Here is a 22894-nt window from a genome sequence, read left to right as displayed (position 1 = left end):
GCACCACCCACCTCACAAAAACACCGTCCGGCCGCCACAATCCCCCCACCGGCCCCGTCAGACGGCTTGACTGACCGACTTGCTGTCCCGCCCGGAGGATTCATGACCCCGCCCACCGCCCATCATGATCCGTACGCGGAGCCGTACGGGGACGAGGGCGACCAGCCGCTGGTGAGGCCGTACGCCATGACCGGCGGCCGGACCAGGCCTCGCTACCAGCTCGCCATCGAGGCGCTGATCAGCACCACGGCCGACCCGGCAGCGCTCATCGGGCTGCTCCCGGAGCACCAGCGCATCTGCCACCTGTGCCGCGAGGTCAAGTCGGTCGCGGAGGTCTCCGCACTGCTGGCCATGCCGCTCGGTGTGGCCCGGATCCTGGTGGCCGACCTCGCCGAGGCCGGCCTGGTCGCCATCCACCAGCCGGGTGGGGACGAGAACAACGGTGGCGCTCCGGACGTGACGCTGCTCGAAAGGGTGCTCAGTGGACTTCGCAAGCTCTGACGGGGGCCGGGCCACCACCTCCGCGAAGATCGTGGTGGCGGGCGGCTTCGGCGTGGGCAAGACCACGTTCGTCGGCGCCGTCTCGGAGATCAACCCGCTGCGCACAGAGGCCGTCATGACGTCCGCTTCGGCCGGCATCGACGACCTCACCCACACCGGGGACAAGACCACCACCACGGTGGCCATGGACTTCGGCCGCATCACCCTGGACCAGGACCTGATCCTGTACCTGTTCGGCACCCCCGGCCAGGACCGCTTCTGGTTCATGTGGGACGACCTGGTCCGCGGCGCCATCGGCGCCGTCGTCCTCGTCGACACCCGGCGCCTGGCCGACTGCTTCCCGGCGGTCGACTACTTCGAGAACTCGGGCCTGCCCTTCGTCATCGCCCTCAACGGCTTCGACGGCCAGCAGCCCTACACCCCCGACGAGGTCCGCGAGGCCCTGCAGATCGGACCGGACACCCCGATCATCACGACGGACGCCCGCCACCGCGCGGACGCCAAGAGCGCGCTGATCACCCTGGTGGAACACGCCCTGATGGCACGCCTGAAGTAGCACTCAAGTACGACGGTCCGTACGGCAGTTGTCGTAAGGGGTTCGGAGCCGACTGTGGCCTTTGACACGGTCGGCTCCGGTGTTCATAACAGTTCGGCAGAGGAATCGCCCGGCATCACCACGCGACGCGGTCGTGCGGTGCCGCTGTGCGCACGAACGCCCCGCCTTTTGGCGGGGCTCGCTCTTTATGACCGTTTTATCTGGCGCTTACAACCGCTCCATCCCCACGTTCCCACTGTTTGGAAGTGCACTGGTCCACGTGCTGGAATGCCTGAACTGCCCAATGGTCAAAGACGTACTGAGTGCGTACCGAGTACGTACTGGTGGTCGATGGCGAACCGGGCTCTGAGAGACTGCGGCACGACGTAGGTGCCGACCGCCGAGAGGTTGTTGGTCGAGTGAGGCGAAGCAAGAACGGTCCCGAGCCGTCGGCGCGGGGCAACTTCACCCCGCCGCCGCGCGCTGCGGCGCCCACCCCCGTTCCCGCTGCGGAACCGGCGGCCACGCCCGCGCCGAGCGGCGGCCGTCTCTCCCCGCGGAACTGGCGGGTGCCGACCCGGCTGAACGCGATCCTGCTCATACCCGTGGCCGTCGGCCTCGTCATGGGCGGCTTCCAGGTGAAGAGCTCGATCGACACCTGGCAGCAGGCCCGCGACGCGGAGAACACCGCCCGTCTCGTGCGCGCCGCCCTCACCTACGCCGACGCGCTGGAGAGCGAGCGCGACGTCACCGCGGCACCGCTGCTGCTGAACAAGAAGGACACGGACAGCAAGGCGCTCGTCGACAACGCCCGCAAGGCCACGGACCAGGCCGCCGACGCCTTCGACGAGGCGACGAAGAGCATGCCCGCCACGTCGGGTCTGCAACGCCGGCTGAAGCTGTTCCGCGAGGCCGAGCCCAAGCTGGCGCAGCTGCGGCAGATCGCGTACACCTCCAAGGCGACCGGCGTGCAGACCGAAGAGGGCTACGTCGAGGTCAGCCACCCCCTGATGGAGTTCGCCAACGAACTCGGTCTGGGCACCGGAAACATCACCTCCTACGGCCGTACCGTCTACGCCATCTCCCTGACCAAGGCGGCGCTGTCGCTGGAGCGGTCGATCGGCACCCACCTGCTGGTCAAGCCCGGCCCGGACGCCCCGAACCTCGCGACCCAGCGGGTCTCCCTGTCCAGTTACGCCTACCTGGAGCGCATCGCCCGGGAGGAGTACCTCGGCGGTGGCACCGAGGCCGACGCGCAGAAGCTGAGCGACGCCGAACAGAAGATCAAGACGGACGCCGCCGCCATGGTCCAGAAGGCCAAGGCGCGCAACCCGCAGTACGTCGCGCCGCCCTCCGAGCTGACCCAGCTCGTCACCGCGGTCGCCACGATGAAGGACACCAGCACCGCCACTCGCGACCAGTTGGCGGCGGGCGGCATCACCGCCGACAACTGGTGGGCGGTCAACACGCTCAAGTACAAGGCGTACCGCCAGATCGAGTCGGACATGGCCGACAAGGCGGTGAACGAGGCCTCGGCCATCGCCGACGACGCCAGGACCTCGGCGTTCATCACCGGTGCCGTAGTCGTGGTCGCCCTGCTGCTGGCCTTCATCCTGGCCGGTGCGGTGGCGCGCCAGATGAGCCGCTCGATGCGCCAGCTCCGCAACGCCGCCTTCGGCATCGCCGAGCAGCGGCTGCCGATGCTGGTCGACCAGCTCTCCCGCACCGACCCCGGACGGGTCGACACCCGGGTCGCGCCGATCCCGATCACCACCAAGGACGAGATCGGCGAGGTCGCCCGCGCCTTCGACCAGGTCCACCGCGAGGCGGTCCGGCTCGCTTCCGAACAGGCCCTGCTGCGGGGCAACATCAACGCGATCTTCACCAACCTCTCGCGCCGCAACCAGTCGCTGATCGAGGGCCAGCTCACCCTGATCACCGACCTGGAGAACAACGAGGCCGACCCGGACCAGCTGGAGAACCTCTTCAAGCTGGACCACCTGGCCACCCGTATGCGCCGTAACGGCGAGAACCTCCTGGTCCTCGCCGGCGAGGAGCCCGGCCGCCGCTGGGACCAGCCCGTGCCGCTCATCGACGTGCTGCGCGCCGCCTCCTCCGAGGTGGAGCAGTACGAGCGCATCGAACTGTCGGGCGTGCCGGAGGCCGAGATCCACGGACGCGCGGTCACCGACCTCGTGCACCTGCTGGCCGAGCTGCTGGAGAACGCCACCACGTTCTCCTCCCCGCAGACCAAGGTCCGCGTCACGGCGACCCGTCTGCCCGACGGCCGTGTGATGATCGAGATCCACGACAAGGGCATCGGTCTGACCGCCGAGGACTTCGCGGACATCAACCACAAGCTGGCCAACCCGCCGACCGTGGACGCCGCGATCTCGCAGCGCATGGGCCTGTTCGTGGTCGGCCGGCTGTCCGACCGGCACGGCATCCGGGTCCAGCTGCGCCCCTCGGGCGAGCAGGCCGGCACGACGTCCCTGGTCATGCTGCCGGACGCGATCACGCACGGTGGTGGCGGCGAGGCCCCGCTGGACCGCGAGGAGTTCACCGTCTCGCAGATCATCCCGGAGCAGCAGTTCCAGGGTGAGAACTTCGGCCAGCAGCAGCCGATGCGCACCGCCGCCGAACTGGGCTTCGACGACAGCCAGTACCCGCAGGTCCCCGACGACATCCGCGACCTGGACCCCGTGGGCCGCTCGCTGATGCGCGAGGAGCGCCGCGCCGCCCTGGAGGCCCAGAACCACGGCCAGCAGCCCGCCGAGCCGCGGCAGGAGGCCACCGAGGCCCCCGCCGGGTACACGGACCCGTTCACCGGGCAGCAGCAGGCGTACCAGGAACAGCAGCAGCAGCAGTCGTACGAGGCTCCGGCGTACGAGGAGCGGCCGCAGCAGACGTACGAGGAGCAGCGGCAGCCGCAGCACGCGTCGTACGAGCAGCGGTACGAGCAGCCCTACGACGAGCAGTACTACGCGCAGAACGGCGAAGTGCCGCAGCACGACGGTTTCTCCGCGAACGGCGGCTACCCGGAGCCCGCGTCCGCGTATGCGGAGCCTGCCCAGACGGCGCCGTACCAGGACGACTGGCCCCAGCAGGACGGCTACCAGAACGGCTACCCGGCCCAGTACGCTCCGGAAACGGAATCCTCGCAGGCCGCTGACGCGAGTGAGCGGAACCGCGTAGGCTTCGACCGTCCGGGAACGGCCTCTCCCGCCGCGCACGCGCTGACCGACGCCGGGCTGCCCCGCCGCGGTGCCCCCGCGAGCGGCTCCCACGGCACCGGCTCCGCGAACGGCACGGCCCGCGCGCAGCAGGAAGCGCCGGCTCCCGCACCGGGGAACGCTCCGGGGACGGGCGGCCAGAGCGACTGGCGTTCGGCGAACGACGAGCGGTGGCAGCAGGCCGCGCAGCTCCGGAAGCCCAAGGCAGGCGGGGTCACCGCCTCGGGCCTGCCGCGGCGGGTGCCCAAGGCCAATCTGGTCGAGGGTTCCGCCGAAACCACCCCCCAGGGAGGCCCACAGGTCTCCCGCGCCCCGGAGGACGTCCGGGGCAGGCTGAGCAACCTGCGCCGGGGCGTCCAGCGCGGACGCAGCGCAGGCAGTGAAACGAACGGCCAGGGCTTCGGTCCTGACAGCACCTACAACCAGGAGCGTTAGTGTGAGCCCGATGAGCCAGGCGGCACAGAACCTGAACTGGTTGATCACCAACTTCGTGGACAACACCCCGGGGGTGTCCCACACGGTGGTGGTCTCCGCCGACGGACTCCTTCTGGCGATGTCCGAAGGCTTCCCCCGCGACCGCGCCGACCAGCTCGCGGCCGTCGCCTCCGGTCTGACGTCTCTGACGGCAGGCGCCTCCCGGATCTTCGAGGGAGGCAGCGTGAATCAGACGGTTGTGGAGATGGAGCGGGGATTCCTCTTCATCATGTCCATCTCCGACGGTTCCTCGCTCGCGGTCCTGGCCCACCCGGAGGCGGACATCGGCCTCATCGGGTACGAGATGGCCCTTCTGGTGGACCGCGCGGGCACGGTCCTCACCCCGGATCTCCGCGCGGAGCTTCAGGGAAGCCTTCTCAACTAACAATCGGACGGTGCGTATTCGCGTCCCGGGGCCGTAAGGTTTCGGGACGCGGTTCCCCAGGGATGGGTGCCCGGCGCAGTCGGAGGAGGAGAAAGTGGCAACACCCCCAGGCGGTTCGTCTTCGGGCAACTGGTCGTACGGCCCTGCCCAGGGCCAGGGCGACGGTTCGGCGAACCCGTACAACTTCCCCTCCGCTCCCAGCCACCGGCAGCCGTACGCCCCGCAGGGTCCGGGCCCGTCGCCGTACGACCAGCCTCCGGCGCCGCGCATCCAGCCGGTCCAGCCGCAGCGCCGCCCCGAGCCGGCACCGGCTTCGGCGTCCAACAACCCCTTGGTGCGTCCGTACGCCATGACCGGCGGCCGGACCCGCCCGCGCTACCAGCTCGCCATCGAGGCGCTGGTGCACACCACCGCCGCTCCGCACCAGATGCAGGGCCAGCTGCCCGAGCATCAGCGGATCTGCAACCTGTGCCGGGAGATCAAGTCGGTGGCCGAGATCTCGGCCCTGCTGACGATCCCCCTCGGCGTGGCCAGGATTCTCGTCGCCGACTTGGCGGAGGCGGGCCTGGTCGCCATCCATCAGCCCGGCGGCGACGAGAACGCCGGCGGCCAGCCAGACGTGACACTGCTCGAAAGGGTGCTCAGTGGACTTCGCAAGCTCTAGCGGCGGTCCTTCCCGCTCCACCACCTCCGCGAAGATCGTGGTGGCGGGCGGCTTCGGCGTGGGCAAGACCACGTTCGTCGGCGCCGTCTCGGAGATCAACCCGCTGCGCACAGAGGCCGTCATGACGTCCGCTTCGGCCGGCATCGACGACCTCACCCACACCGGGGACAAGACCACCACCACGGTGGCCATGGACTTCGGCCGCATCACCCTGGACCAGGACCTGATCCTGTACCTGTTCGGCACCCCCGGCCAGGACCGCTTCTGGTTCATGTGGGACGACCTGGTCCGCGGCGCCATCGGCGCGATCGTCCTGGTGGACACCCGCCGTCTCGCCGACTGCTTCCCGGCGGTCGACTACTTCGAGAACTCGGGCCTGCCCTTCGTCATCGCCCTCAACGGCTTCGACGGCCAGCAGCCCTACACCCCCGACGAGGTCCGCGAGGCCCTGCAGATCGGACCGGACACCCCGATCATCACGACGGACGCCCGCCACCGCGCGGACGCCAAGAGCGCGCTGATCACCCTGGTGGAACACGCCCTGATGGCACGCCTGCGCTAGCGCTCCTTCACGAGGGGCCCTTTCCGTCCGGAGAGGGCCCCTTTGTCGTACCCCGGTGCCACACTGGCCCCGGATGTGGTCGAGGGGGCGGACGATGAGCGCTGAGGCGGCGGCATGACGGCTGGGGACGCGCGGGCGTATTTCGACGCGGATGCTTACGCCGATCCGGTGATGGCGGAGCTTCCGCTGGACCTCTCCGGCGTTGACGTCACCGTCGTCCGAACACACCGCAGCCCCGCCTCCCACAAGGGGCGGCGGGGCTGGGGTCGCGTTCGAGAGGCTCAGTGCCAGCTGTGCGGCGCCCGGAAGCCCGGCTCCCGTTCCAGGCGGCGCCAGCCTGCCCTGGGGCGGATCCGGTGGGTGGCCGAAGGCTCGGGGCGGGCGGCGGCGCGGGCCAGGAGGATGGCCGTGATGGCGGCGACCTCCTCGGGCTCGGCGTGGCCCTTCTCGACGCGGATGTCAGCAGTGCTCATGGGTGTCAGTCTCCCTGAGAGAGGTGTCCGCCGGGTTACTGCGGAGGGTTGCCGTGCTTGCGGGAGGGCAGGTCGGCGTGCTTGGTGTGCAGCATCGCCAGGGACTTGATCAGCACCTCGCGGGTCTCGGCGGGGTCGATGACGTCGTCGACCAGGCCCCGCTCGGCCGCGTAGTAGGGGTGCATCAGCTCGGACTTGTACTCCTTGACCATCCGCGCGCGCATGGCTTCGGGGTCCTGGGCCTCGGCGATCTGCCGGCGGAAGATGACGTTGGCCGCGCCCTCCGCGCCCATCACGGCGATCTCGTTCGTCGGCCACGCGTAGGTGAGGTCGGCGCCGATCGACTGGGAGTCCATGACGATGTAGGCACCTCCGTACGCCTTGCGCAGGATGAGCGAGATCCTCGGCACGGTCGCGTTGCAGTAGGCGTACAGCAGCTTCGCGCCGTGGCGGATGATCCCGCCGTGCTCCTGGTCGACGCCGGGGAGGAACCCGGGGACGTCCAGGAACGTGACGATCGGGATATTGAAAGCGTCACACATCTGGACAAAGCGCGCAGCTTTTTCACTCGCCTCGATGTCCAGCACGCCCGCCAGGACCTGCGGCTGGTTCGCGATGATGCCGACCACCTGGCCGTCCAGGCGGGCGAGGGCGCAGATGATGTTGCGCGCCCAGCGCTCGTGGACCTCCAGGTACTCGCCGTCGTCGACGATCTCCTCGATGACCTTGGCCATGTCGTAGGGCCGGTTGCCGTCGGCCGGGACCAGGTCCAGCAGCACGTCGCCGCGGCGGTCCGCCGGGTCGGTGGAGTCGACCCGCGGCGGGTTCTCGCGGTTGTTCTGCGGGAGGAGCGACAGGAGGTAGCGCACCTCGGCGATGCACGTCTCCTCGTCGTCGTACGCGAAGTGGCAGACACCGCTCGTCTCGGCGTGGACGTCCGCGCCGCCCAGGCCGTTCTGGGTGATCTCCTCGCCCGTGACGGCCTTGACCACGTCCGGGCCCGTGATGAACATCTGGGACGTGTCGCGGACCATGAAGACGAAGTCCGTCAGCGCCGGGGAGTAGGCCGCGCCGCCCGCGCACGGGCCGAGCATCACGGAGATCTGCGGGATGACACCGCTGGCCTTGGTGTTGCGCTGGAAGATGCCGCCGTAGCCGGCGAGGGCGGAGACGCCCTCCTGGATGCGGGCACCGGCGCCGTCGTTGAGCGACACCAGCGGGGCACCGGCCGCGATGGCCATGTCCATGATCTTGTGGATCTTGGTGGCGTGGGCCTCGCCGAGGGCGCCGCCGAAGATCCGGAAGTCGTGGGCGTAGACGAAGACCGTACGGCCCTCCACCGTGCCCCAGCCGGTGATGACACCGTCGGTGTACGGCTTCTTGGCCTCCAGGCCGAAGCCGGTCGCCCGGTGCCGGCGCAGCTGCTCGACCTCCTGGAAGGACCCGGGGTCGAGGAGCAGCTCGATCCGCTCCCGCGCCGTCAGCTTGCCCTTGGCGTGCTGCGCCTCGGTCGCCTTCTCGCTCGGCCCCGCCAGGGCCCGCGCACGGATCTCGTGCAGTTCGGCGACCCGTCCGCGCGCGTCCGTCGGCTCACCGGTCGGCTCACCCGTCGTCTCTTCCAAAACGGTCATGTAGCGACCTTACGAAGGACCCGAAGAAAAGCGAGCCGTCGACTCCGTACAGTCTCCAGCCCGTTTTCCTGGTGCCAGTGAACAGAACCATGGCGGCATGCAGGCATTCCGACTGCTCAGGAGGGCGTCTCGTTGTAGGGAGACCACAAAGCCGTCAGCCGAGAGTCAGCTCACATTCGTGGGTGGCACATGCCATCCCCGGAGTGACACGGAGCCTCAGACGGCGGTCGGCCGAAAGGACCTCGACGCTGTCGTCGGCCCGGGTCACCGCGCGCACCGGACGCTCCCAGACCAGCTCCAGCGGGGCTCCGGTGCGGGGCGGCTCGCTCACGCGGAGGGTGGCCGTACGACCCCGGTGTACGACGAGCACGCTCGCACCGGCCGACACGGTCAGGTCCCCCACCGTACCGGCCCGCCAGAAGTTCCACGCCATCAGGCCCAGCCGGGGGACGGCGACGGCCTGGTGGCCGGCGTCGTTGGCGAGGACGGACAGCCAGTGCCGGTCGGCGGCCCGCGCGGCGGTCTCGGCGCGGGAGGCGCCGGGCAGCAGGACGTAGGCGTAGCGGGCGGCCTCGGGGTCGGTGCCGTGGTCGAGCCAGAGGGTCTGCCATCGCCGGGTGCGCCGTTCGTCCGTGCTGGTGGTGTTGATGTCGGACCAGGCGCCGGTGCGGTCCTCGCGGAGGGTGCGCAACTCGCCTCCGTACGGCAGGATCCAGCCGCCGTGCTCCTCCAGGTGGGCCCAGTTCCGTCCGCGTACGAAGCTCTGGGTGCCGTTCTCGCCCAGGTTGCGGCTGTCCACGACCGTCTCCACCGGGACGCCGTCGGCGCAGGAGATCCCGGCGCCGAGGCAGACCACGGCGTCGTCGAGGAAGAACCAGGACTTGTGGGCCTGGAGGGTGGAGCCGAGGCCCTTGAGGTGCTGGCCGACCGCCGCGTACGTGCCGTCGGTGGTCCCGCCGACCCAGCGGACGTCCGGCTTGGGGGCGCCCCACTCGCCGCCGGCCCGGTCGGGGAGCCGCTTCGTGGACACGGTGGTGCCGGGCAGCCGGTACCAGTCGACGGTGGGCCAGTACCAGTCGGTGTACTGTTCGCCGCGGCCCCGGGGCCACCAGGAGAGCATGCCGGAGCCGGTGTGCCAGCCTCGTGGGTTCTCGCCGTTGCCGCACTCGTAGTGGGCGATGCGGTCGCTGGCCATGGCGAGGGCGGCGGTGAAGCGGGGGGTGCGGTGGACGGCGCGGTCCATGGCCGGGAAGAGGCGGTGACCGAGGGGTTCCGGGGCGGCGGGTGCGGGCGAGGCGGCGATGGCGTGCAGCCGCGCGAGATCGGCGACGTCGAACTGACGTGACGTCAGCATCGGTACGGTGGTGTCCCGTTCGATCCACCCCTTGATCCGGCCGTGCCACCGCTCCCGTTCGGCCGGGCTCGCGCCGTCCGCGAGGAGGGCGATGGCGGCGATCAGGGCCTGCCCGTGGTAGTGGTCGCCGCGCAGCACGTGCTGGTCGTCGCTGCGCAGGTGCCCCCGGCTGATGGCACGTCCGTTGACGCAGTCCGTCACCAGCCCGTCGTGGATCAGGGGCGCCCAGGCGTGCTCGACGCCGTCCAGGATGTTGCGCCGGGCGGGGTCGGTGACCTCCCACTCGGACCCGGCGAGCAGTGCGAACAGCCGCCCGAGCCCGTCGAGCAGGACCTGCCCGTACGTACCGGAGTAGGCGACCCAGGTGTGCTGGACGAACGAGCCGTCGGCGTAGAGGCCGTCGCCCCGCGTCACGTAGGGGAAGACGGGCGAGAGGGCGTCACGCGCGAGGGAGATCTTCTGCGGACTCCGGCCGAGGATGCCGCGCAGGGCGACCGAGCGGCACAGGTCGACGCGGTTGGCGCCGGTGGAGGTGCCGGAGTAGTCGGTGAGCATGGCGTCCGGGACGAAGTGGTCGACGGCCGCGCAGGCCGCCGCCACCCGTGCGGGGCCGGCCTGCTCGTACAGGGCGGCCGTGATGTCCGTCAGCAGCCGGGGGCTGCCGATCTGCCACTCCCACCAGTTGCCGTAGCGGGTGGTGGCGGGGTTGTAGACGATGGCGGAGAGGTGGTCGAGCCCGCGCAGTACGTCGGCGAGGAGGCCGGGGTCGCCGGTGGACCCGGTGCCGGCCTGGACGTACGCCTGGGTCATGGTCCACAGCCGGCCGTAGCTGAAGGTGATGCCGGAGGGCGGGTCGAAGGGATGCCCGGGCCAGAGGGAGGCGGGTCCGGGCTCCATGCCCTCCCGGAACTCCCGCGCCTGCTGCCCGAGGAGGGCGAGCCGGGAGGCGTACGGCTCGGCGGCCGGGTCGTATCCCGCGCCCAGCGCGATGCCGAGCCAGCGGAGGCGCAGCGCGTCGTACGGGTCGTCGGCCGCCCGCGCGCCCGGCGCCGGGGCGGCGGCGAGGGCGGCGGCCAGCAGCAGCGCGCGTCGGGTCATGCGCATGGGCCCGGTCACCGCCCTCCCCTCGGTTCCCGGCTCAGCAGCCGCCGCAGTTGTAGTAGAGGACGTCCCAGTGGTTGCCCTCGTCGGCGTAGATGTTGCCGGAGCCGGACTGGTACTGCGGGGCGCCGTCGCCGCGCAGGCCGATGTAGCTGAAGTTGTTCTTGATGTACGACGTCACGCACGTGTTCTTGCCGTAGTCGAGCTTGTAGCCGTTCCAGTGGGAGTAGGTGCCGGAGGCGTGGCCGGTCTCGGTGCCGCCGGTGATGTTGAGGGCGCAGCCGCTGGCCCGCTTGAGGGTCTGGGCGCCCTGGGCGGTGGCGAGGTTGAGCTGCTCGAAGGACGTACAGGTGGAGTTGTAGCGGTCGGAGCAGTTGCCCGAGGACGACCACGTGATGCCGACGTCGCGGAACATCTGAGTGGCGGTCGCGTGGCTGATCTTGGTGACGGCGAAGGCGTCGGTGGCGGTGCCGAGGACGGCGACGCCGGGGGCGACGACGAGGGCGAGCGCGGTGAGCAGCGAGCGGGTCTTGAGCGGCTTCATGGGGACCTTTCCTGCGGTGGGCCGTGCGTCCTGTGGGTCGGCTGTGCAGGTGGTGCAGCCAGATGGTGCCCGAGCGATCGACCGGTGCGCCAGAGGGCGGAACCGGTTACTCGACGCGCGCACGCAAACACGCTGCGGATGATGTTGAAAACCGAACCGAATGGGTCTACTGTCTGTCTCGCAGGTTGGTTTAACGTTCAACAAGAACCACAAGGAGCACGCCATGGGAATCTTCAGCCGCAAGGACACCACCTCCGCCCCCGCCGCGCAGGCCGCCGCCGGCCCCGACCTGACCGCGCTGACCGGCGACTACACGATCGACCCGTCCCACAGCACGATCGGCTTCGTCGCCCGGCACGCCATGGTCACCAACGTCAAGGGCGGCTTCCAGGACTTCACCGGCACGCTCCACCTCGACGGCGCCGACCCCACCAAGTCCACGGCCACCCTCGACGTCCAGATGGCCAGCATCGAGACCGGCAACACCGACCGCGACGGCCACCTGAAGTCGTCCGACTTCTTCAAGATCGACGAGCACCCGGTCATGACGTTCCGCTCCACCAAGGCCGAGTCCCTGGGCGGCGACGACTACCGCATCACCGGCGACCTCTCCCTGCTCGGCGTCACCAAGCCGCTCACCATCGACCTGGAGTTCAACGGCGCCGCGAAGGACCCGTTCGGCAACGAGCGCGTCGGCTTCGAGGGCAAGGCCGAGATCCTGCGCTCGGAGTGGGGCCTGACCTGGAACGCGGCGCTGGAGACGGGCGGGGTCCTGGTCTCCGACAAGATCAAGCTGGTCTTCGACATCTCGGCGATCAAGAACGCGTGAGCGTCCCGCAGCCGGCGGAGGGTTGGCAGGGTGTCCGTCGGCAACAGGTGACCCTTGGTCCGCTCGCTTCCCGGCCAGGGTCGGGCTTCCGCGAGGTGAGTCAAGGGCGCGTTCCGTGTCGCCTTCGGCGATGGCCCTCCGGGCCACCTTTGACACACCTCGCTCCAGCCCGGGGAAGAAGCGAGCGAGCGGCCCCAAACAGCGCTGGCCCAGCGGCAACGGGCCCCCACGGCAACTGGGTCCGCACCGTCGGCAAGGGCACGCGGACGCGCCTCGCCTGCACGCCGGGCCGGTTCGGCGGCTTTCCGCCGGGGCCGGGGGCTCGTATCGGGCCCCTCGCTCAGTGATTGGCGGATTTGTTCCAGGGGTCGCCGAAAAAGGGGCAGGTCAATCGGCTGGTCGGGCAGCGGGAGTGGCCCAAATCCGCCAATCACCGGTCTCTTGTGACCTGCGGGGCTCATGGGACGCCAGCCCCTCCCCCCTCTCTCTCACCCACCCACCGCAAGCCGCCAAACCCACCCGGCGTGCCGGCGAGGCGCGGGGGCGTCCGTTCGCCGACGGGGCGACGCAGCCCCGGTAGCCGCGAACCCCGCTCGGGCCGCCGTATTTCCGGGCCGCCCGCTCGCTTCTTCCCCGTGCTGGAGCGGGCCGGGTCAAGGGTGGGCCGGAGGTCCATCGCCGAAGGCGACGCGAAGCGCCCTTGACGCGGCTCGCGGAAGCACGACACCGGCCAAGAAGCGGGCGGCCCAACAGCAACCGACTCAGTAGGCGCTCACCGCAGCCGCCCTGGAACGGCCACCTCATCACCCCGCACCGCGAACTCGCACCACACGATCTTGCCGGGGCTCCGCTCCCCCACCCCCCACTTGTCCGCGAGGGCCGCGACGAGGAGCAGACCCCGGCCGTGTTCCGCCTCCGGAGTCGGCTCCGGAATCCGCACCTCCCCCGGACCGCTGTCGTGCACCTCGACGCGGAGGACACCGTCCGTGTGCAGGGTGAGCCGGAGCAGGAAACCCCGGCCTGCGGGCACGCCGTGGAGGAGCGCGTTGGTCGCCAACTCGCTCACGCAGAGCAGTACGTCGTCGCTGCGCTCGGCCGTGGCCCAGTCCGCCAGTGCCTCATGGGCGAACTCCCGCGCGAGCCGTACCGACCTGCGGTCACGGCGGTAGAAGGTCTGGCGTGTGCGGGGGTGTCGGGGTTCTGCGTTCATGCGGCGAGTGTCACTGTGCGTCACTACACTGGGTCAGTGAGTGAGGTCGTAGTTCTGATTGCTACGAGTCCACTACGAGAGCTTGGCGTGCGTACGGGGGAAAGGAACGGCCATGCACGTGGCATCGAGGCCCAAGAAGGTCGGTTCGTGGTACGCGGTCGGCGCGCTGGTGGCGCACTTCCGCAAGAAGGCGCGCCTCACACAGGAACAGTTCGCGGAGTCGGCGAACCTCGCGGTCGACACGGTGCGGTCGATCGAGCAGGGGAGGCTGGCCCTCCAGCCGGATCGCGCCGAGCAGTTCGACGAACTCCTCGACACTGGCGGGGCGTTAGCGGTGGTGGTGGCCAAGCTGCCGGTCCGGGACCGGATCGTCCAGTTCGCGCAGGGGCTGGTGGATCATGAGCAGGAGGCGGTCGGCATCCTGTCGTACCAGACCCAGATGGTGCCGGGTCTGCTGCAAACCCGGGAGTACTGCCTCGCCGCCTTCGACTCCCGCTATCCCGCGCTCGGGAGCGAGACGGCCGAGCAGTGGGTGAACGCCCGCATGGAACGCCAGTTGATCTGGCAGCGGGATTGTCCGCCCGTTGGCCACTTCATCATGGAAGAGAGCATCCTGCGGCGACAGGTCGGTGGGTCGGCGGTGATGCGGGAGCAGATCCGCCAGATCCTGGAATACACGGAACCGGTCCACATGAGCGTGCAGATCATGCCCATGAATCGGATGCCGCACGCGGGGCTCGCGGGTCCGATGACCCTGCTGGAGACACCCGAGCACGAACGTCTCGTCTATCTGGAAGTTCAGCGCGCGAGCTTCCTCGTAGATGACCCGGAAGAGGTCAGCGACTATCACTACAAGTATGGAATGCTGCGGTCACAGGCCCTCTCTACGGAGGAGAGCGTGCGCCTCCTGAATGGACTGCTAGGAGAGTCATGAACACCGCAGCACTGGCATGGTTCAAGTCCAGCTACAGCAGCAACGAGGGCGGCGACTGCCTAGAAGTAGCCACCACCCCCACCACCATCCACATCCGCGACTCCAAAACCACCGCCGGCCCCACTCCCGGCCCCACCCTCACCCTCTCCCCCGTCACCTGGACCCGTTTCCTCGACGGCATCACCCGCTGAGCAGCGGCACGCCGCCACTCAGAACCCCCCGCCGAAGTCCCCACCCCCACCCCCACCCCCGTCGCCGAACCCACCCCCGTCACCGAAGCCGCCGCTGAAGTCGCCGGGGTCGAAGTCGGTGCCGGAGACGTCGCCGCCCTCGTAGCCTCCCCCGCCGAAGTCGCCGTATCCGGTGCCGTAGTCGGCGGCGTAGGCGGGGGTCGCCATCACGCTGCCGAGCAGGGTGCCGACGAGGAGGCCGGGGAGGAGGCCGCCGCCGAAGTAGCCGCCGGCCCAGGGGCCGTAGGCCGGGCCCGCGTCCCAGTAGGGGCGGCGGCCGTAGTCGGTGTCGACCTCGCGGATCACGGGGTCGCGGCCGTCGGCCAGACGGGTGGCGTCGGCCGCGCAGACCGGGACCTGGCGCGGGGCGCCGCCGGGCGGGGTCCAGGTGGCGTCGGAGACCGAGGGGCCGTGCCGGGGGTCGAAGAAGCAGGGCGGGCGGCGTTCCGGGAGCGGGCGGCCCTCGCGGCGGGCGGCCAGTTGGGCGAGGGAGAAGCGGCCGTCCTCGACCGCCTCGGTGACCGACCGGACGTCCTCCGGTTTCCGTGCCGCGGCCATGCGCTGCTTGGCGGTCTCGTAGGCGTCCAGCGCGCGCTCGTAGTCGGCGCGCATCGTGTCGTCGGCGCCCGCTTCCGAGGGGTGGAAGTCCAGGCGGTCGAGTTCCTCGCCGAACGCGGTGATGTCCTCGTCCACGACGACCCGCAGCCGGTCCAGGGCGGCCCGCTGCTCGTCCTCGCGGCGCCGGCGGTTGCGGCGGACCAGCGCGTAGGCGCCCCCGCCGGCTGCCACCAGGACGGCGGCCGTCGTGATCAGTGCGGTGGTGGAGGCGCCGCCGCCGTCGGCCGAGCCGCCCCAGCTGCTGGGGGCGTGGCCGCCCATGTTGGCCAGGGCGCGGTCGGTGAAGTCGGCGAGCTGGGCCTTGGCGTCCTCGCCCTGGACGCTGGTGACCAGGTTCTGCCGGGCCGTGGCCGACATGACGGAGGAGTCGGCGCGGGCGTCGAAGCGGTCGCCGAGGCGGATGCCGTAGAGACCGGTGACGCCGGTGGCGGAGCGGAGGTCGGAGAAGAGGTTCGCGGTGGGGTAGCCGGCCGGGAGGACGGCGATGAACAGGGGTTTGTCCGCGTCCTTGATCCGGGTGGCGAGCGTGTCGGCGTCGGCGGCGGAGAGCTGGTCCCGGGCCGCCGGGTCGACGTAGACCGGGCTCTTGCGCAGGGCCTGGGCGATCGTGGAGACGCTGGTGTCCGCGCTCGCCCCGGGCGCGAACAGGGTCGCCAGCACCAGGGCCAGGACGGCCAGGAGCAGGGCGGGGAGGCTTCGGGTCCGCGGCACGGCCTTCATACCTTGAAACTACCCGAAGCCTCACCAAACCGGTCACTCATGCTCCGTGGGGATCAGGCCGCCCGGTAGGCCTCCGCCAGCTTCTCCACCGCCTTTCCGTACCTGCCGGTCAGCAGCAGGTGGTCGGCGTCGGCGAAGGGCTTTGCCACGGCGGCCGTGAGGTGGCCGTCCGCCTTCTGCTGGACGAGCAGCCGGGCCTGGGTGACCAGCGCGCGGCCGGTGCGGTCGTCGCGGTGCCGCTCGGCCTTCGCCGCCCGGACGGCGAGGTCGCGCAGGGTCGCGGTACCGCCCTTCGGGACGTCGGTGCGGGTGGTCAGGCCCCAGCCGTACGGGAACTGCGGGTCGTACGCCGTGTCGCCCACGTTGATCGGCAGCTGCGCCTCCGACCTGGGCCAGGTGACCGGGAGCTGTCCGGTGAAGGGGCGCTTGCCGTAGAGGACGTCGGCGACGCCCTCGCCCTCGGTACCGGGCAGCCAGGAGGCGACCAGGGCGTCGATCTCGTCCAGCCGGTCGCCGACGAGCTGCGGGCGGCCGGAGACGATCAGCACCGCGCACTTCATGGCCGCGCACACCTTGTCGACGGCGGCCCGGTCGGCGGCGGACAGGTTCAGGTCGTGGCCGTTGCCGACGTCGCCGACGCCCTCGGCGTACGGGGTCTCGCCGACCACGACCACCCCGACGTCGTAGCCGCCGGTGGGAGCGGAGGCGTCCTTGGAGTAGGTGACGTCCCCGCCCGCCTCGCGCAGACCCTGGAGGATGGTCGTACCGGGGACGGTGTTCCCGGAGGCGCCCTGCCAGGTGAGGGTCCAGCCGCCGGTCTGGTTGCCGATGTCGTCGGCGTTGGACCCGGCGACGTACACCTTCTCGCTCTTCTTCAGCGGCAGCAGCCCGCCCGCGTTCTTCAGCAGCACCTGCGACTCGGCGGCGGCCCGGCGGGCGACCTCCCGGTGGGCCGGGGAGCCGATGGCGGAGGCCCTGCTGGTGTCGGCGTAGGGGTGCTCGAAGAGGCCGAGCTGGAACTTCTCGGTGAGGATGCGGGAGACGGCGTCGTCGATCCGCTTCTCGCTGACCCGGCCCGCCTTCACCTCGTCGACGAGCGTGCCGCTGAACTCCTTGTAGGTGTACGGCACCATCATCATGTCGACGCCCGCGTTGACCGAGGTGCGGACGTGGGACGCGTAGTCGCCGGGCAGCTGGTCGATGGCGTTCCAGTCGCTGATGACGAAGCCGTCGAAGCCCATGCGGCCCTTGAGCACGCCGTTGATCATGTCGCCGCGGGCGTGCATCTTCACCGCGCCCTTGCCGTCGCCGGCGATGTCGAGGGAGGAGTACGACGGCATGACCGTGCCGACGCCCCGCTCGACGGCCGTGCGGAACGGCGCGAGGTGGATGTCCTCCAGCTCCTGGCGGGTGACCTTGGTGACGCCCTGGTCGATGGTGTACTTCCCGGTGGTGGAGGAGCCGTAGGCGGTGCCGCCGTCGCCGACGAAGTGCTTGGCCGTGGCGAGCACCTTGTCGGCGCGCTTGAGGTCCTTGCCGTCGGCGCGGCCCTGGAGGCCCTGGATGACGGTCTCCATGGAGTCCACGAGTGCCGGGTCCTCGCCGAAGGACTCGTAGGAGCGGCCCCAGCGTTCGTCGCGGCTCACGCACAGGCAGGGCGCGAAGTCCCAGGGGACGCCGGTCGCGCGGACCTCGGCTGCCGTCACCGCGCCCGTCTGGTAGGCCAGTCGGGGATCGCGGGTGGCGCCGATGCCGACGTTGTGCGGCATGACCGTGGCGCCGGAGAGGTTGTTGTGGCCGTGGACCGCGTCGACGCCGTAGATCAGCGGGATCTGGAAGCGTGTCGCCTGGGTCCGCAGCTGGAAGGCGTCGATCATCTTCGCCCACGCCTCGGGCGTGTTGGGCGTGGGCGTCGAGCCGCCGCCGGAGAGCAGGGAGCCGAGGGCGTAGGCGGCGATGTCGTTCGGCTGGGACATCGCGCCGCGTTCGGCCTGGGTCATCTGGCCGGCCTTCTCCGCCAGGGACATCCGGCTCAGCAGGTCGGCGACCCGCTTCTTCACCGGCAACTTGGCGTTGAGGTACGGCAGTCCGTGCGCGTCGATCACGACCTGCGGGGTTTCGGCGGGGGCCTTCGCGCCGGTGACCGTGAGCTTCAGGGGGACGGTCTCGGCGGGTTCGGCCGCCCGGTCCCGGCGGGTGGGTACGGCGATGGTCCGCTCGGTGCCGGAGGCGGTGCCGGCCGGGAAGGTGAGGGTGCCGGAGACGGGTGTGTAGTCCTGGCCGGCGGTCGCGGTGCCGTCCCCGGTGGCGTAGGTGACGGTCACGGGGTCCGTGAGGGGCTGCTCGCCGGTGGTGGCCACGGTGACCTTCACCTTGGCCGTGCCGCCCTCCTCGACCGGGTGGACGGGTGCGTCGGTGGTGACGGTGGCGCGCAGTGCCTGGTCGGCCCTGCCGTACAGCTCCACGCCGTCCATGGCGAAGTCGCCCTTGACACCGGCCGGGAGGGTCAGGGCGTAGCCCCACATCTCCTTCAGGCCGAGGACGTGGTCGATGCCGCCGACGGGCTGGTAGTCGGTGCGGTAGGTGAAGTCGGTGAAGGGGAGCTGGATCTGCTTCCAGCCGGTGAAGTCGTCGGTGAAGGAGGTGGTCCACAGTTCGGACGCCTCGCCGTCGGCCCCGCCGTCCTTGATCTCGAAGGCGATCTTCTTGCCGTTGTTCCGCCCCTCCCACCAGAACCGTATGCCCTGGTGGGCGGACCAGTCGTGGGCGGGCGCGGTGGCGGCGAAGTCGTGGGTGAAGCCGCCGTAGCCGCTGATGTCGTAGCCGCCGGCGAGGACCTTGCCGCCCTCGGGGGCGTCGGCGCGGTCGGCGAGGCGGAGCGTGGGCGGGTCGTCGGAGTCGCCGCCCCAGGTGAAGATGCCCTCGGCGGGCTGGGAGGCGAAGGGCACCTCGCCCTCGAAGCGGTCGACGGGTACGGGGGCGGGCTCGTCGGCGGCTCGCGCGGTCGCCGCCCAGGGCAGCAGACCGGCGAGGAGTGCGGCGGAGGCGAGCAGGGCGGTTCTTCGCATGGACCTTCCCTCGGCTCTCGTGGTTCACTCAGGGCTTAGCTCACGCCGTGAGTTAACTAGGGGCACACACCCCCGTCAAGACGACCCGTCAGCTCTGCCGATCCGAGAGGAAGGGCGACGCACCATGAGGAGATCCCCCCGCACAGTCCGGCTGTTGCTCGCCGGGCTGCTCTCCGCAGCCGGTCTCAGTGTGGCCGTACCCCCCGCGCACGCGGCCGGTGAGCAGGTGACCGCCTGGCTCACCACCACAGACGACTCCGCCGGCCGGCATGTCGTGCGCGGCCTGCAGCCGCAGGCGCCGTTCGCCTTCCAGTCCGGGACGGGCGGGAGCGGCGAGAACATCACCGTCGACGAGAACACCCGCTACCAGACCTTCACCGGCGGCGGCGCGTCCTTCACGGACACCGCCGCCTGGCTGATGAACAGCAGCGGGGCGCTGTCCCAGGCGACCCGGGACGCGACCATGCGCAAGCTGTTCTCGCCGACCGACGGCATCGGCCTGTCGTTCCTGCGCAACCCCATGGGCGCCTCCGACCTCGCCCGCTACGGCTACACCTACGACGACGTGCCGGCCGGGCAGACCGACCCGTCCCTCGCGAAGTTCTCCCTCGCGCACGACCTGGTCGACGTCGTCCCGCTCACCCGGCAGGCGCTCCAGCTCAACCCCTCCCTGACCGTGATGGCCTCGCCGTGGACCGCGCCGGCGTGGATGAAGGACAGCGGCTCGCTCAACGGGGGCTGGCTGAAGGCGGAGGACTACGGGGCGTACGCCTCCTACTTCGTGAAGTACCTCCAGGCGTACAAGGACCAGGGGATCAACGTCTCGTACGTCACCGCGCAGAACGAGCCGACCTGCTGTTCCGGCTACCCGTCGATGAGCTGGAACGCGAGCGGCCTCGCCTACTTCACCAAGAACGAGCTGCTGCCGAGGCTCCAGTCGGCGGGCCTGACCACCAAGGTGCTGGCGCACGACTGGAACTGGGACGTCTACGACTCGTACGCGGCCCAGACCGTGGACGACCCGGCCGTCCGCAACCACCCCAACTTCGGCGGCATCGCCTGGCACGGCTACGGCGGTGACATCGCCAAGCAGACCACCGTGCACAACCAGTACCCCGCGCTGGACGCCTTCGGCACCGAGCACTCCGGTGGCACCTGGATCGCCGACCAGCAGCGCGAGGACATGTCCAACATCATCGACTACACCCGCAACTGGGCGAAGTCGGTGACCAAGTGGTCGCTGGCGGTGGACCAGAACATGGGCCCGCACAACGGCGGCTGCGGCACCTGCACCGGCCTGATCACCGTGCACAACGGCGACGGCGCGAGCGGGACCGTGGACTACACCGTCGAGTACTACGACATGGGCCACCTGACCAAGTTCGTCCGCCCCGGCGCCCAGCGCATAGCCTCCACCGCCTCCACCACGGTGCCGAACGTCGCCTGGCGCAACCCGGACGGCAGCAAGGCGCTGATCGCCTACAACGACTCCTCGTCGGCCCGGACCGTGACCATCAACTGGGGCTCGCAGCACGCCACTTACTCGCTGCCCGGCAACACCTCGGCGACCTTCACCTGGTCCGGCACCCAGTCCGGCGGCGGCGCCAGGACGGGAGCCTTCGTGGGCCTCGCCGGCAAGTGCCTGGACGTGGCGGGCGGTTCGAGCGCCAACGGCACGGCGGTACAGCTCTACGACTGCAACGGCAGCGCGGCCCAGCAGTGGACCGTCCAGGCCGACGGGTCGATCCAGGCGCTCGGCAAGTGCCTGGACGTGACCTCCGGTTCGACGGCGGACGGGGCCAAGACGCAGTTGTACGACTGCAACGGAACCGGTGCCCAACGGTGGTCGTACAACGCGTCCACGGGTGATGTGGTGAACACGGCGGCGAACAAGTGCCTGGACGTCACCGACAACTCGTCGGCGAACGGGGCCCGGGCCCAGATCTGGTCCTGCACCGGTGCCGCCAACCAGAAGTGGACCCTGCGGTGAGGCGGTAAGGCGGAGACCATGCGACGTACGGGGGCCGTGGCGGCGGGGATCGTCGGCGGGACGCTGCTGCTCAGCGGCTGTGGCGCCGTCGACCTGCCGCTCGCGGGGGTGCGGGCCGCACCGGACGGGACGCCGTACGCCGTGTTCCGGCCGTGCGGTGACGACGGCTATCAGGGCCCGGACCTGGACGGGCGGGCCCGGGGCGCCCGGAAGGGGCCCGTCGCCACCGGGTGGGACACGCGCGAGGAGGGGCTGCGCGGCGACGCCGACTTCCCCCTCTTCGACCCGCCCGCCGCCTGGCACGCCCGTCACCGGGGCGCCCAGCACCTCCTGCCCCGGCACCGGTACGTCCTCCGGTTCGGGCACTACACCGGCGGCGACTCCTACAACGGGGTCGTGGAGTTCACCGGCGAGCAGATCGACCGGCTGAAGCCCGGCCAGGTATGGGCGGACGGCCGGGCGATGAGCCTCACCGCGTTCGAGCGGCTCGCGGCCGACTCGTGCTGAGCGGCGCCCGTCCGGCGGCTGGGGGACGATGAAGGGGGCCGGCCCCCAGCCGGCCACCCACCAAGGAAGCGGGATCATGCGCGAGTTCCTGGTCGAGATCACCACCTCGGTGCCCGACGGCACCCCCGCGGGCCGACGACGAGGCGCGCCGCGCGAGCGGATCCTCGGTACGCTGCCGCTGCGACCCTGGACGCAGCTCACCGTCACTCCGCTGGAGTCCCGTCCGAACGACCCCGGCCGTAGCTGACGGCCGGTGACCTGGAGCCCCCATGACGACACCGCAGGACCTGTTCCTCGTCAGCCTGGACGTACCGGGCGAGCGCCCCGTCGAGCAGGGCGATCTGTCGCTGGCGCTCGCCGGGGCCGAGCTGATCGACCTGCTCGGCGCCCGGGCGCTCACCCTGGACGGTGAGCGCATCGTGCCCGGCCCGGTGCTGACCACGGGTGACCGGCTGCTGGACGAGGCCGGGGCGAGGCTCGTCCGCGAGGAGCCGTACGAGACGGTCGAGGACTGGCTGTGGCGGCGCGGCGAGGGGCTGGCCGTGGCCTACCGGGACGTCCTGGAAGCCGACGGGCAGCTCACCGGCAGGCGCCGGCACTGGTGGCCGGGCCGGGGCGGGACCGAGGCCCCGGCCGACACGGCCGCCCGGCGGCACGCGACCGACCGCTGGGACTCCCACGACCCGGTGCTGACGAGCCTCGCGGGCACGCTGGGCATCGAGCCCGACCGGACAACCTCCTCCGGGCTCGACGACGAGGCGGTGATCACCGTCCTGGCGGCGGTGGGTGACGCGGTGACCGAGCTGGAGGCGGTGCGCGAGCGGCGCCGCATCGAGAACATCGCCTTCGACAACATCTGGCGGGCGCCCTGAGCGGCACCGGACCGGCCGGCGGGCCTCACAGGATCAGCTGGCCGATGCCCAGCAGGTTGCCCTCGCTGTCCCGGAACCACGCGCCCCGCTCGGCCCGCGCGCCCTTGCTCGGGTAGTTGCCCTCGATCTCGGCGATGCCGTCCCGGGTGCGGAAGCCGGGCACGTCGACCTCCTGGAACTCGACGCCCCGGCGGCGCAGCTCGGTGACGGCCGCCTCGATGTCGTCCACCTCGAAGGCCATCTGGGTGAAGGTGCCGGGCGAGGCCCCCGTCGAGCGGAACACGACGAAGTCCGCGCCCGCGCAGCGGTACAGCAGCCCGCCGGGCCGTTCGTCCACCGGGTACAGGCCGAGCTTCTCGGCGTAGAAGCGGCGGGCCCGGTCCAGGTCCCGGGCGGGCAGCCGGGTCGCGACGCGGGCCCGGGACAGCACGTCTTGGGTTGGTGAGGTCATGCCTCCAC

The 22894-nt window shown here is 70.7% G+C and carries 21 protein-coding genes; 13 read left to right on the top strand and 8 right to left on the bottom strand.

Going from position 1 to position 22894, the window contains the following annotated elements:
* Window positions 1-102 precede the first annotated feature (102 nt).
* The 6 genes from ACH4LD_RS28450 to ACH4LD_RS28425 all read left to right on the top strand — a co-directional run bounded on the left by ACH4LD_RS28450 (window position 103) and on the right by ACH4LD_RS28425 (window position 6354).
* Window positions 103-501 carry a DUF742 domain-containing protein gene (locus tag ACH4LD_RS28450; RefSeq protein ID WP_398057192.1) on the top strand — a complete coding sequence of 133 codons (399 nt, stop codon included), beginning with the start codon at window positions 103-105 and terminating at the stop codon, window positions 499-501.
* Entirely contained in the window at window positions 482-1057 is a 576-nt protein-coding gene (locus tag ACH4LD_RS28445) for an ATP/GTP-binding protein (protein WP_014675211.1), read from the top strand. Before ACH4LD_RS28450 ends, ACH4LD_RS28445 begins: the two co-directional genes overlap by 20 nt.
* Before the next feature lie 398 nt (window positions 1058-1455).
* Window positions 1456-4704, top strand: coding sequence for a nitrate- and nitrite sensing domain-containing protein (locus ACH4LD_RS28440; RefSeq protein WP_398057193.1), 3249 nt, complete (start codon window positions 1456-1458; stop codon window positions 4702-4704).
* Window positions 4705-4714: 10 nt separating this feature from the next.
* Complete coding sequence (locus tag ACH4LD_RS28435; protein WP_004983065.1) at window positions 4715-5128, top strand: roadblock/LC7 domain-containing protein; 414 nt, start codon at window positions 4715-4717, stop codon at window positions 5126-5128.
* Window positions 5129-5222: 94 nt separating this feature from the next.
* Window positions 5223-5792, top strand: a complete 570-nt coding sequence (locus tag ACH4LD_RS28430; protein ID WP_103811212.1) for a DUF742 domain-containing protein — start codon at window positions 5223-5225, stop codon at window positions 5790-5792.
* Entirely contained in the window at window positions 5773-6354 is a 582-nt protein-coding gene (locus ACH4LD_RS28425) for an ATP/GTP-binding protein (protein WP_014675207.1), read from the top strand. The genes ACH4LD_RS28430 and ACH4LD_RS28425 overlap by 20 nt, the downstream gene beginning before the upstream one ends.
* A gap of 281 nt (window positions 6355-6635) precedes the next feature.
* Here ACH4LD_RS28425 and ACH4LD_RS28420 read toward each other — a convergent pair whose 3' ends face one another.
* From ACH4LD_RS28420 to ACH4LD_RS28405, 4 genes are all read right to left on the bottom strand, one after another.
* The gene (locus ACH4LD_RS28420) at window positions 6636-6827 is read right to left on the bottom strand and encodes an acyl-CoA carboxylase subunit epsilon (RefSeq protein ID WP_103811213.1); all 192 of its coding nucleotides are present in this window, start codon (window positions 6825-6827) and stop codon (window positions 6636-6638) included.
* Window positions 6828-6862: 35 nt separating this feature from the next.
* Complete coding sequence (locus ACH4LD_RS28415) at window positions 6863-8458, bottom strand: acyl-CoA carboxylase subunit beta (RefSeq protein ID WP_103811214.1); 1596 nt, start codon at window positions 8456-8458, stop codon at window positions 6863-6865.
* Window positions 8459-8612: 154 nt separating this feature from the next.
* Window positions 8613-10916: a polysaccharide lyase 8 family protein gene (locus ACH4LD_RS28410; protein ID WP_398057194.1), complete on the bottom strand. Its 2304-nt coding sequence runs from the start codon at window positions 10914-10916 to the stop codon at window positions 8613-8615.
* A gap of 34 nt (window positions 10917-10950) precedes the next feature.
* Window positions 10951-11457, bottom strand: a complete 507-nt coding sequence (locus ACH4LD_RS28405) for a hypothetical protein (protein ID WP_132788875.1) — start codon at window positions 11455-11457, stop codon at window positions 10951-10953.
* 223 nt (window positions 11458-11680) lie between these two features.
* Between ACH4LD_RS28405 and ACH4LD_RS28400 the strand changes: the two genes are divergently transcribed.
* Window positions 11681-12286: a YceI family protein gene (locus ACH4LD_RS28400; protein WP_398057195.1), complete on the top strand. Its 606-nt coding sequence runs from the start codon at window positions 11681-11683 to the stop codon at window positions 12284-12286.
* A 772-nt stretch (window positions 12287-13058) separates the two neighbouring features.
* On the opposite strand, the gene ACH4LD_RS28395 is transcribed toward ACH4LD_RS28400, so the two are convergent.
* Window positions 13059-13496 carry an ATP-binding protein gene (locus ACH4LD_RS28395; protein WP_398057196.1) on the bottom strand — a complete coding sequence of 146 codons (438 nt, stop codon included), beginning with the start codon at window positions 13494-13496 and terminating at the stop codon, window positions 13059-13061.
* Between the two features lie 112 nt (window positions 13497-13608).
* Here ACH4LD_RS28395 and ACH4LD_RS28390 point away from each other — a divergent pair, with 112 nt between their 5' ends.
* Window positions 13609-14430, top strand: a complete 822-nt coding sequence (locus ACH4LD_RS28390) for a Scr1 family TA system antitoxin-like transcriptional regulator (RefSeq protein ID WP_398057197.1) — start codon at window positions 13609-13611, stop codon at window positions 14428-14430.
* Window positions 14427-14621, top strand: coding sequence for a DUF397 domain-containing protein (locus tag ACH4LD_RS28385; RefSeq protein ID WP_398057198.1), 195 nt, complete (start codon window positions 14427-14429; stop codon window positions 14619-14621). Before ACH4LD_RS28390 ends, ACH4LD_RS28385 begins: the two co-directional genes overlap by 4 nt.
* An 18-nt stretch (window positions 14622-14639) precedes the next feature.
* Here ACH4LD_RS28385 and ACH4LD_RS28380 read toward each other — a convergent pair whose 3' ends face one another.
* Window positions 14640-15998, bottom strand: coding sequence for a hypothetical protein (locus ACH4LD_RS28380; protein WP_398057199.1), 1359 nt, complete (start codon window positions 15996-15998; stop codon window positions 14640-14642).
* 53 nt (window positions 15999-16051) lie between these two features.
* On the bottom strand, window positions 16052-19066 hold the full coding sequence (locus tag ACH4LD_RS28375) for a glycoside hydrolase family 3 protein (protein WP_398057200.1): 3015 nt from the start codon (window positions 19064-19066) through the stop codon (window positions 16052-16054).
* Between the two features lie 124 nt (window positions 19067-19190).
* Between ACH4LD_RS28375 and ACH4LD_RS28370 the strand changes: the two genes are divergently transcribed.
* The 4 genes from ACH4LD_RS28370 to ACH4LD_RS28355 all read left to right on the top strand — a co-directional run bounded on the left by ACH4LD_RS28370 (window position 19191) and on the right by ACH4LD_RS28355 (window position 22435).
* The gene (locus ACH4LD_RS28370; RefSeq protein ID WP_398057201.1) at window positions 19191-21056 is read left to right on the top strand and encodes a ricin-type beta-trefoil lectin domain protein; all 1866 of its coding nucleotides are present in this window, start codon (window positions 19191-19193) and stop codon (window positions 21054-21056) included.
* An 18-nt stretch (window positions 21057-21074) separates the two neighbouring features.
* On the top strand, window positions 21075-21563 hold the full coding sequence (locus tag ACH4LD_RS28365; protein WP_398057202.1) for a hypothetical protein: 489 nt from the start codon (window positions 21075-21077) through the stop codon (window positions 21561-21563).
* Window positions 21564-21639: 76 nt separating this feature from the next.
* Window positions 21640-21810, top strand: a complete 171-nt coding sequence (locus ACH4LD_RS28360; protein WP_398057203.1) for a hypothetical protein — start codon at window positions 21640-21642, stop codon at window positions 21808-21810.
* 22 nt (window positions 21811-21832) lie between these two features.
* Window positions 21833-22435, top strand: coding sequence for a GPP34 family phosphoprotein (locus ACH4LD_RS28355; protein WP_398057204.1), 603 nt, complete (start codon window positions 21833-21835; stop codon window positions 22433-22435).
* 25 nt (window positions 22436-22460) lie between these two features.
* On the opposite strand, the gene ACH4LD_RS28350 is transcribed toward ACH4LD_RS28355, so the two are convergent.
* Window positions 22461-22886 (bottom strand): VOC family protein, encoded by a 426-nt coding sequence (locus ACH4LD_RS28350; protein WP_132788885.1) that lies wholly within the window; start codon window positions 22884-22886, stop codon window positions 22461-22463.
* Window positions 22887-22894: the final 8 nt, after the last annotated feature.

This window comes from Streptomyces sp. NPDC017676 (genome assembly GCF_044329325.1).
GTDB lineage: Bacteria > Actinomycetota > Actinomycetes > Streptomycetales > Streptomycetaceae > Streptomyces.
This window is presented reverse-complemented; position numbering and strand designations above follow the sequence as displayed.

Bases quoted from the DNA above. Each gene is read 5' to 3' on its own strand.
- ACH4LD_RS28405 (WP_132788875.1), bottom strand. From the start codon at position 11,457: ATGAAGCCGCTCAAGACCCGCTCGCTGCTCACCGCGCTCGCCCTCGTC.
- ACH4LD_RS28350 (WP_132788885.1), bottom strand. From the start codon at position 22,886: ATGACCTCACCAACCCAAGACGTGCTGTCCCGGGCCCGCGTCGCGACC.
- ACH4LD_RS28355 (WP_398057204.1), top strand. From the start codon at position 21,833: ATGACGACACCGCAGGACCTGTTCCTCGTCAGCCTGGACGTACCGGGC.
- ACH4LD_RS28360 (WP_398057203.1), top strand. From the start codon at position 21,640: ATGCGCGAGTTCCTGGTCGAGATCACCACCTCGGTGCCCGACGGCACC.
- ACH4LD_RS28415 (WP_103811214.1), bottom strand. From the start codon at position 8,458: ATGACCGTTTTGGAAGAGACGACGGGTGAGCCGACCGGTGAGCCGACG.
- ACH4LD_RS28435 (WP_004983065.1), top strand. From the start codon at position 4,715: ATGAGCCAGGCGGCACAGAACCTGAACTGGTTGATCACCAACTTCGTG.
- ACH4LD_RS28400 (WP_398057195.1), top strand. From the start codon at position 11,681: ATGGGAATCTTCAGCCGCAAGGACACCACCTCCGCCCCCGCCGCGCAG.
- ACH4LD_RS28380 (WP_398057199.1), bottom strand. From the start codon at position 15,998: ATGAAGGCCGTGCCGCGGACCCGAAGCCTCCCCGCCCTGCTCCTGGCC.
- ACH4LD_RS28395 (WP_398057196.1), bottom strand. From the start codon at position 13,496: ATGAACGCAGAACCCCGACACCCCCGCACACGCCAGACCTTCTACCGC.
- ACH4LD_RS28390 (WP_398057197.1), top strand. From the start codon at position 13,609: ATGCACGTGGCATCGAGGCCCAAGAAGGTCGGTTCGTGGTACGCGGTC.
- ACH4LD_RS28410 (WP_398057194.1), bottom strand. From the start codon at position 10,916: ATGCGCATGACCCGACGCGCGCTGCTGCTGGCCGCCGCCCTCGCCGCC.
- ACH4LD_RS28420 (WP_103811213.1), bottom strand. From the start codon at position 6,827: ATGAGCACTGCTGACATCCGCGTCGAGAAGGGCCACGCCGAGCCCGAG.
- ACH4LD_RS28365 (WP_398057202.1), top strand. From the start codon at position 21,075: ATGCGACGTACGGGGGCCGTGGCGGCGGGGATCGTCGGCGGGACGCTG.
- ACH4LD_RS28370 (WP_398057201.1), top strand. From the start codon at position 19,191: ATGAGGAGATCCCCCCGCACAGTCCGGCTGTTGCTCGCCGGGCTGCTC.
- ACH4LD_RS28450 (WP_398057192.1), top strand. From the start codon at position 103: ATGACCCCGCCCACCGCCCATCATGATCCGTACGCGGAGCCGTACGGG.
- ACH4LD_RS28385 (WP_398057198.1), top strand. From the start codon at position 14,427: ATGAACACCGCAGCACTGGCATGGTTCAAGTCCAGCTACAGCAGCAAC.
- ACH4LD_RS28375 (WP_398057200.1), bottom strand. From the start codon at position 19,066: ATGCGAAGAACCGCCCTGCTCGCCTCCGCCGCACTCCTCGCCGGTCTG.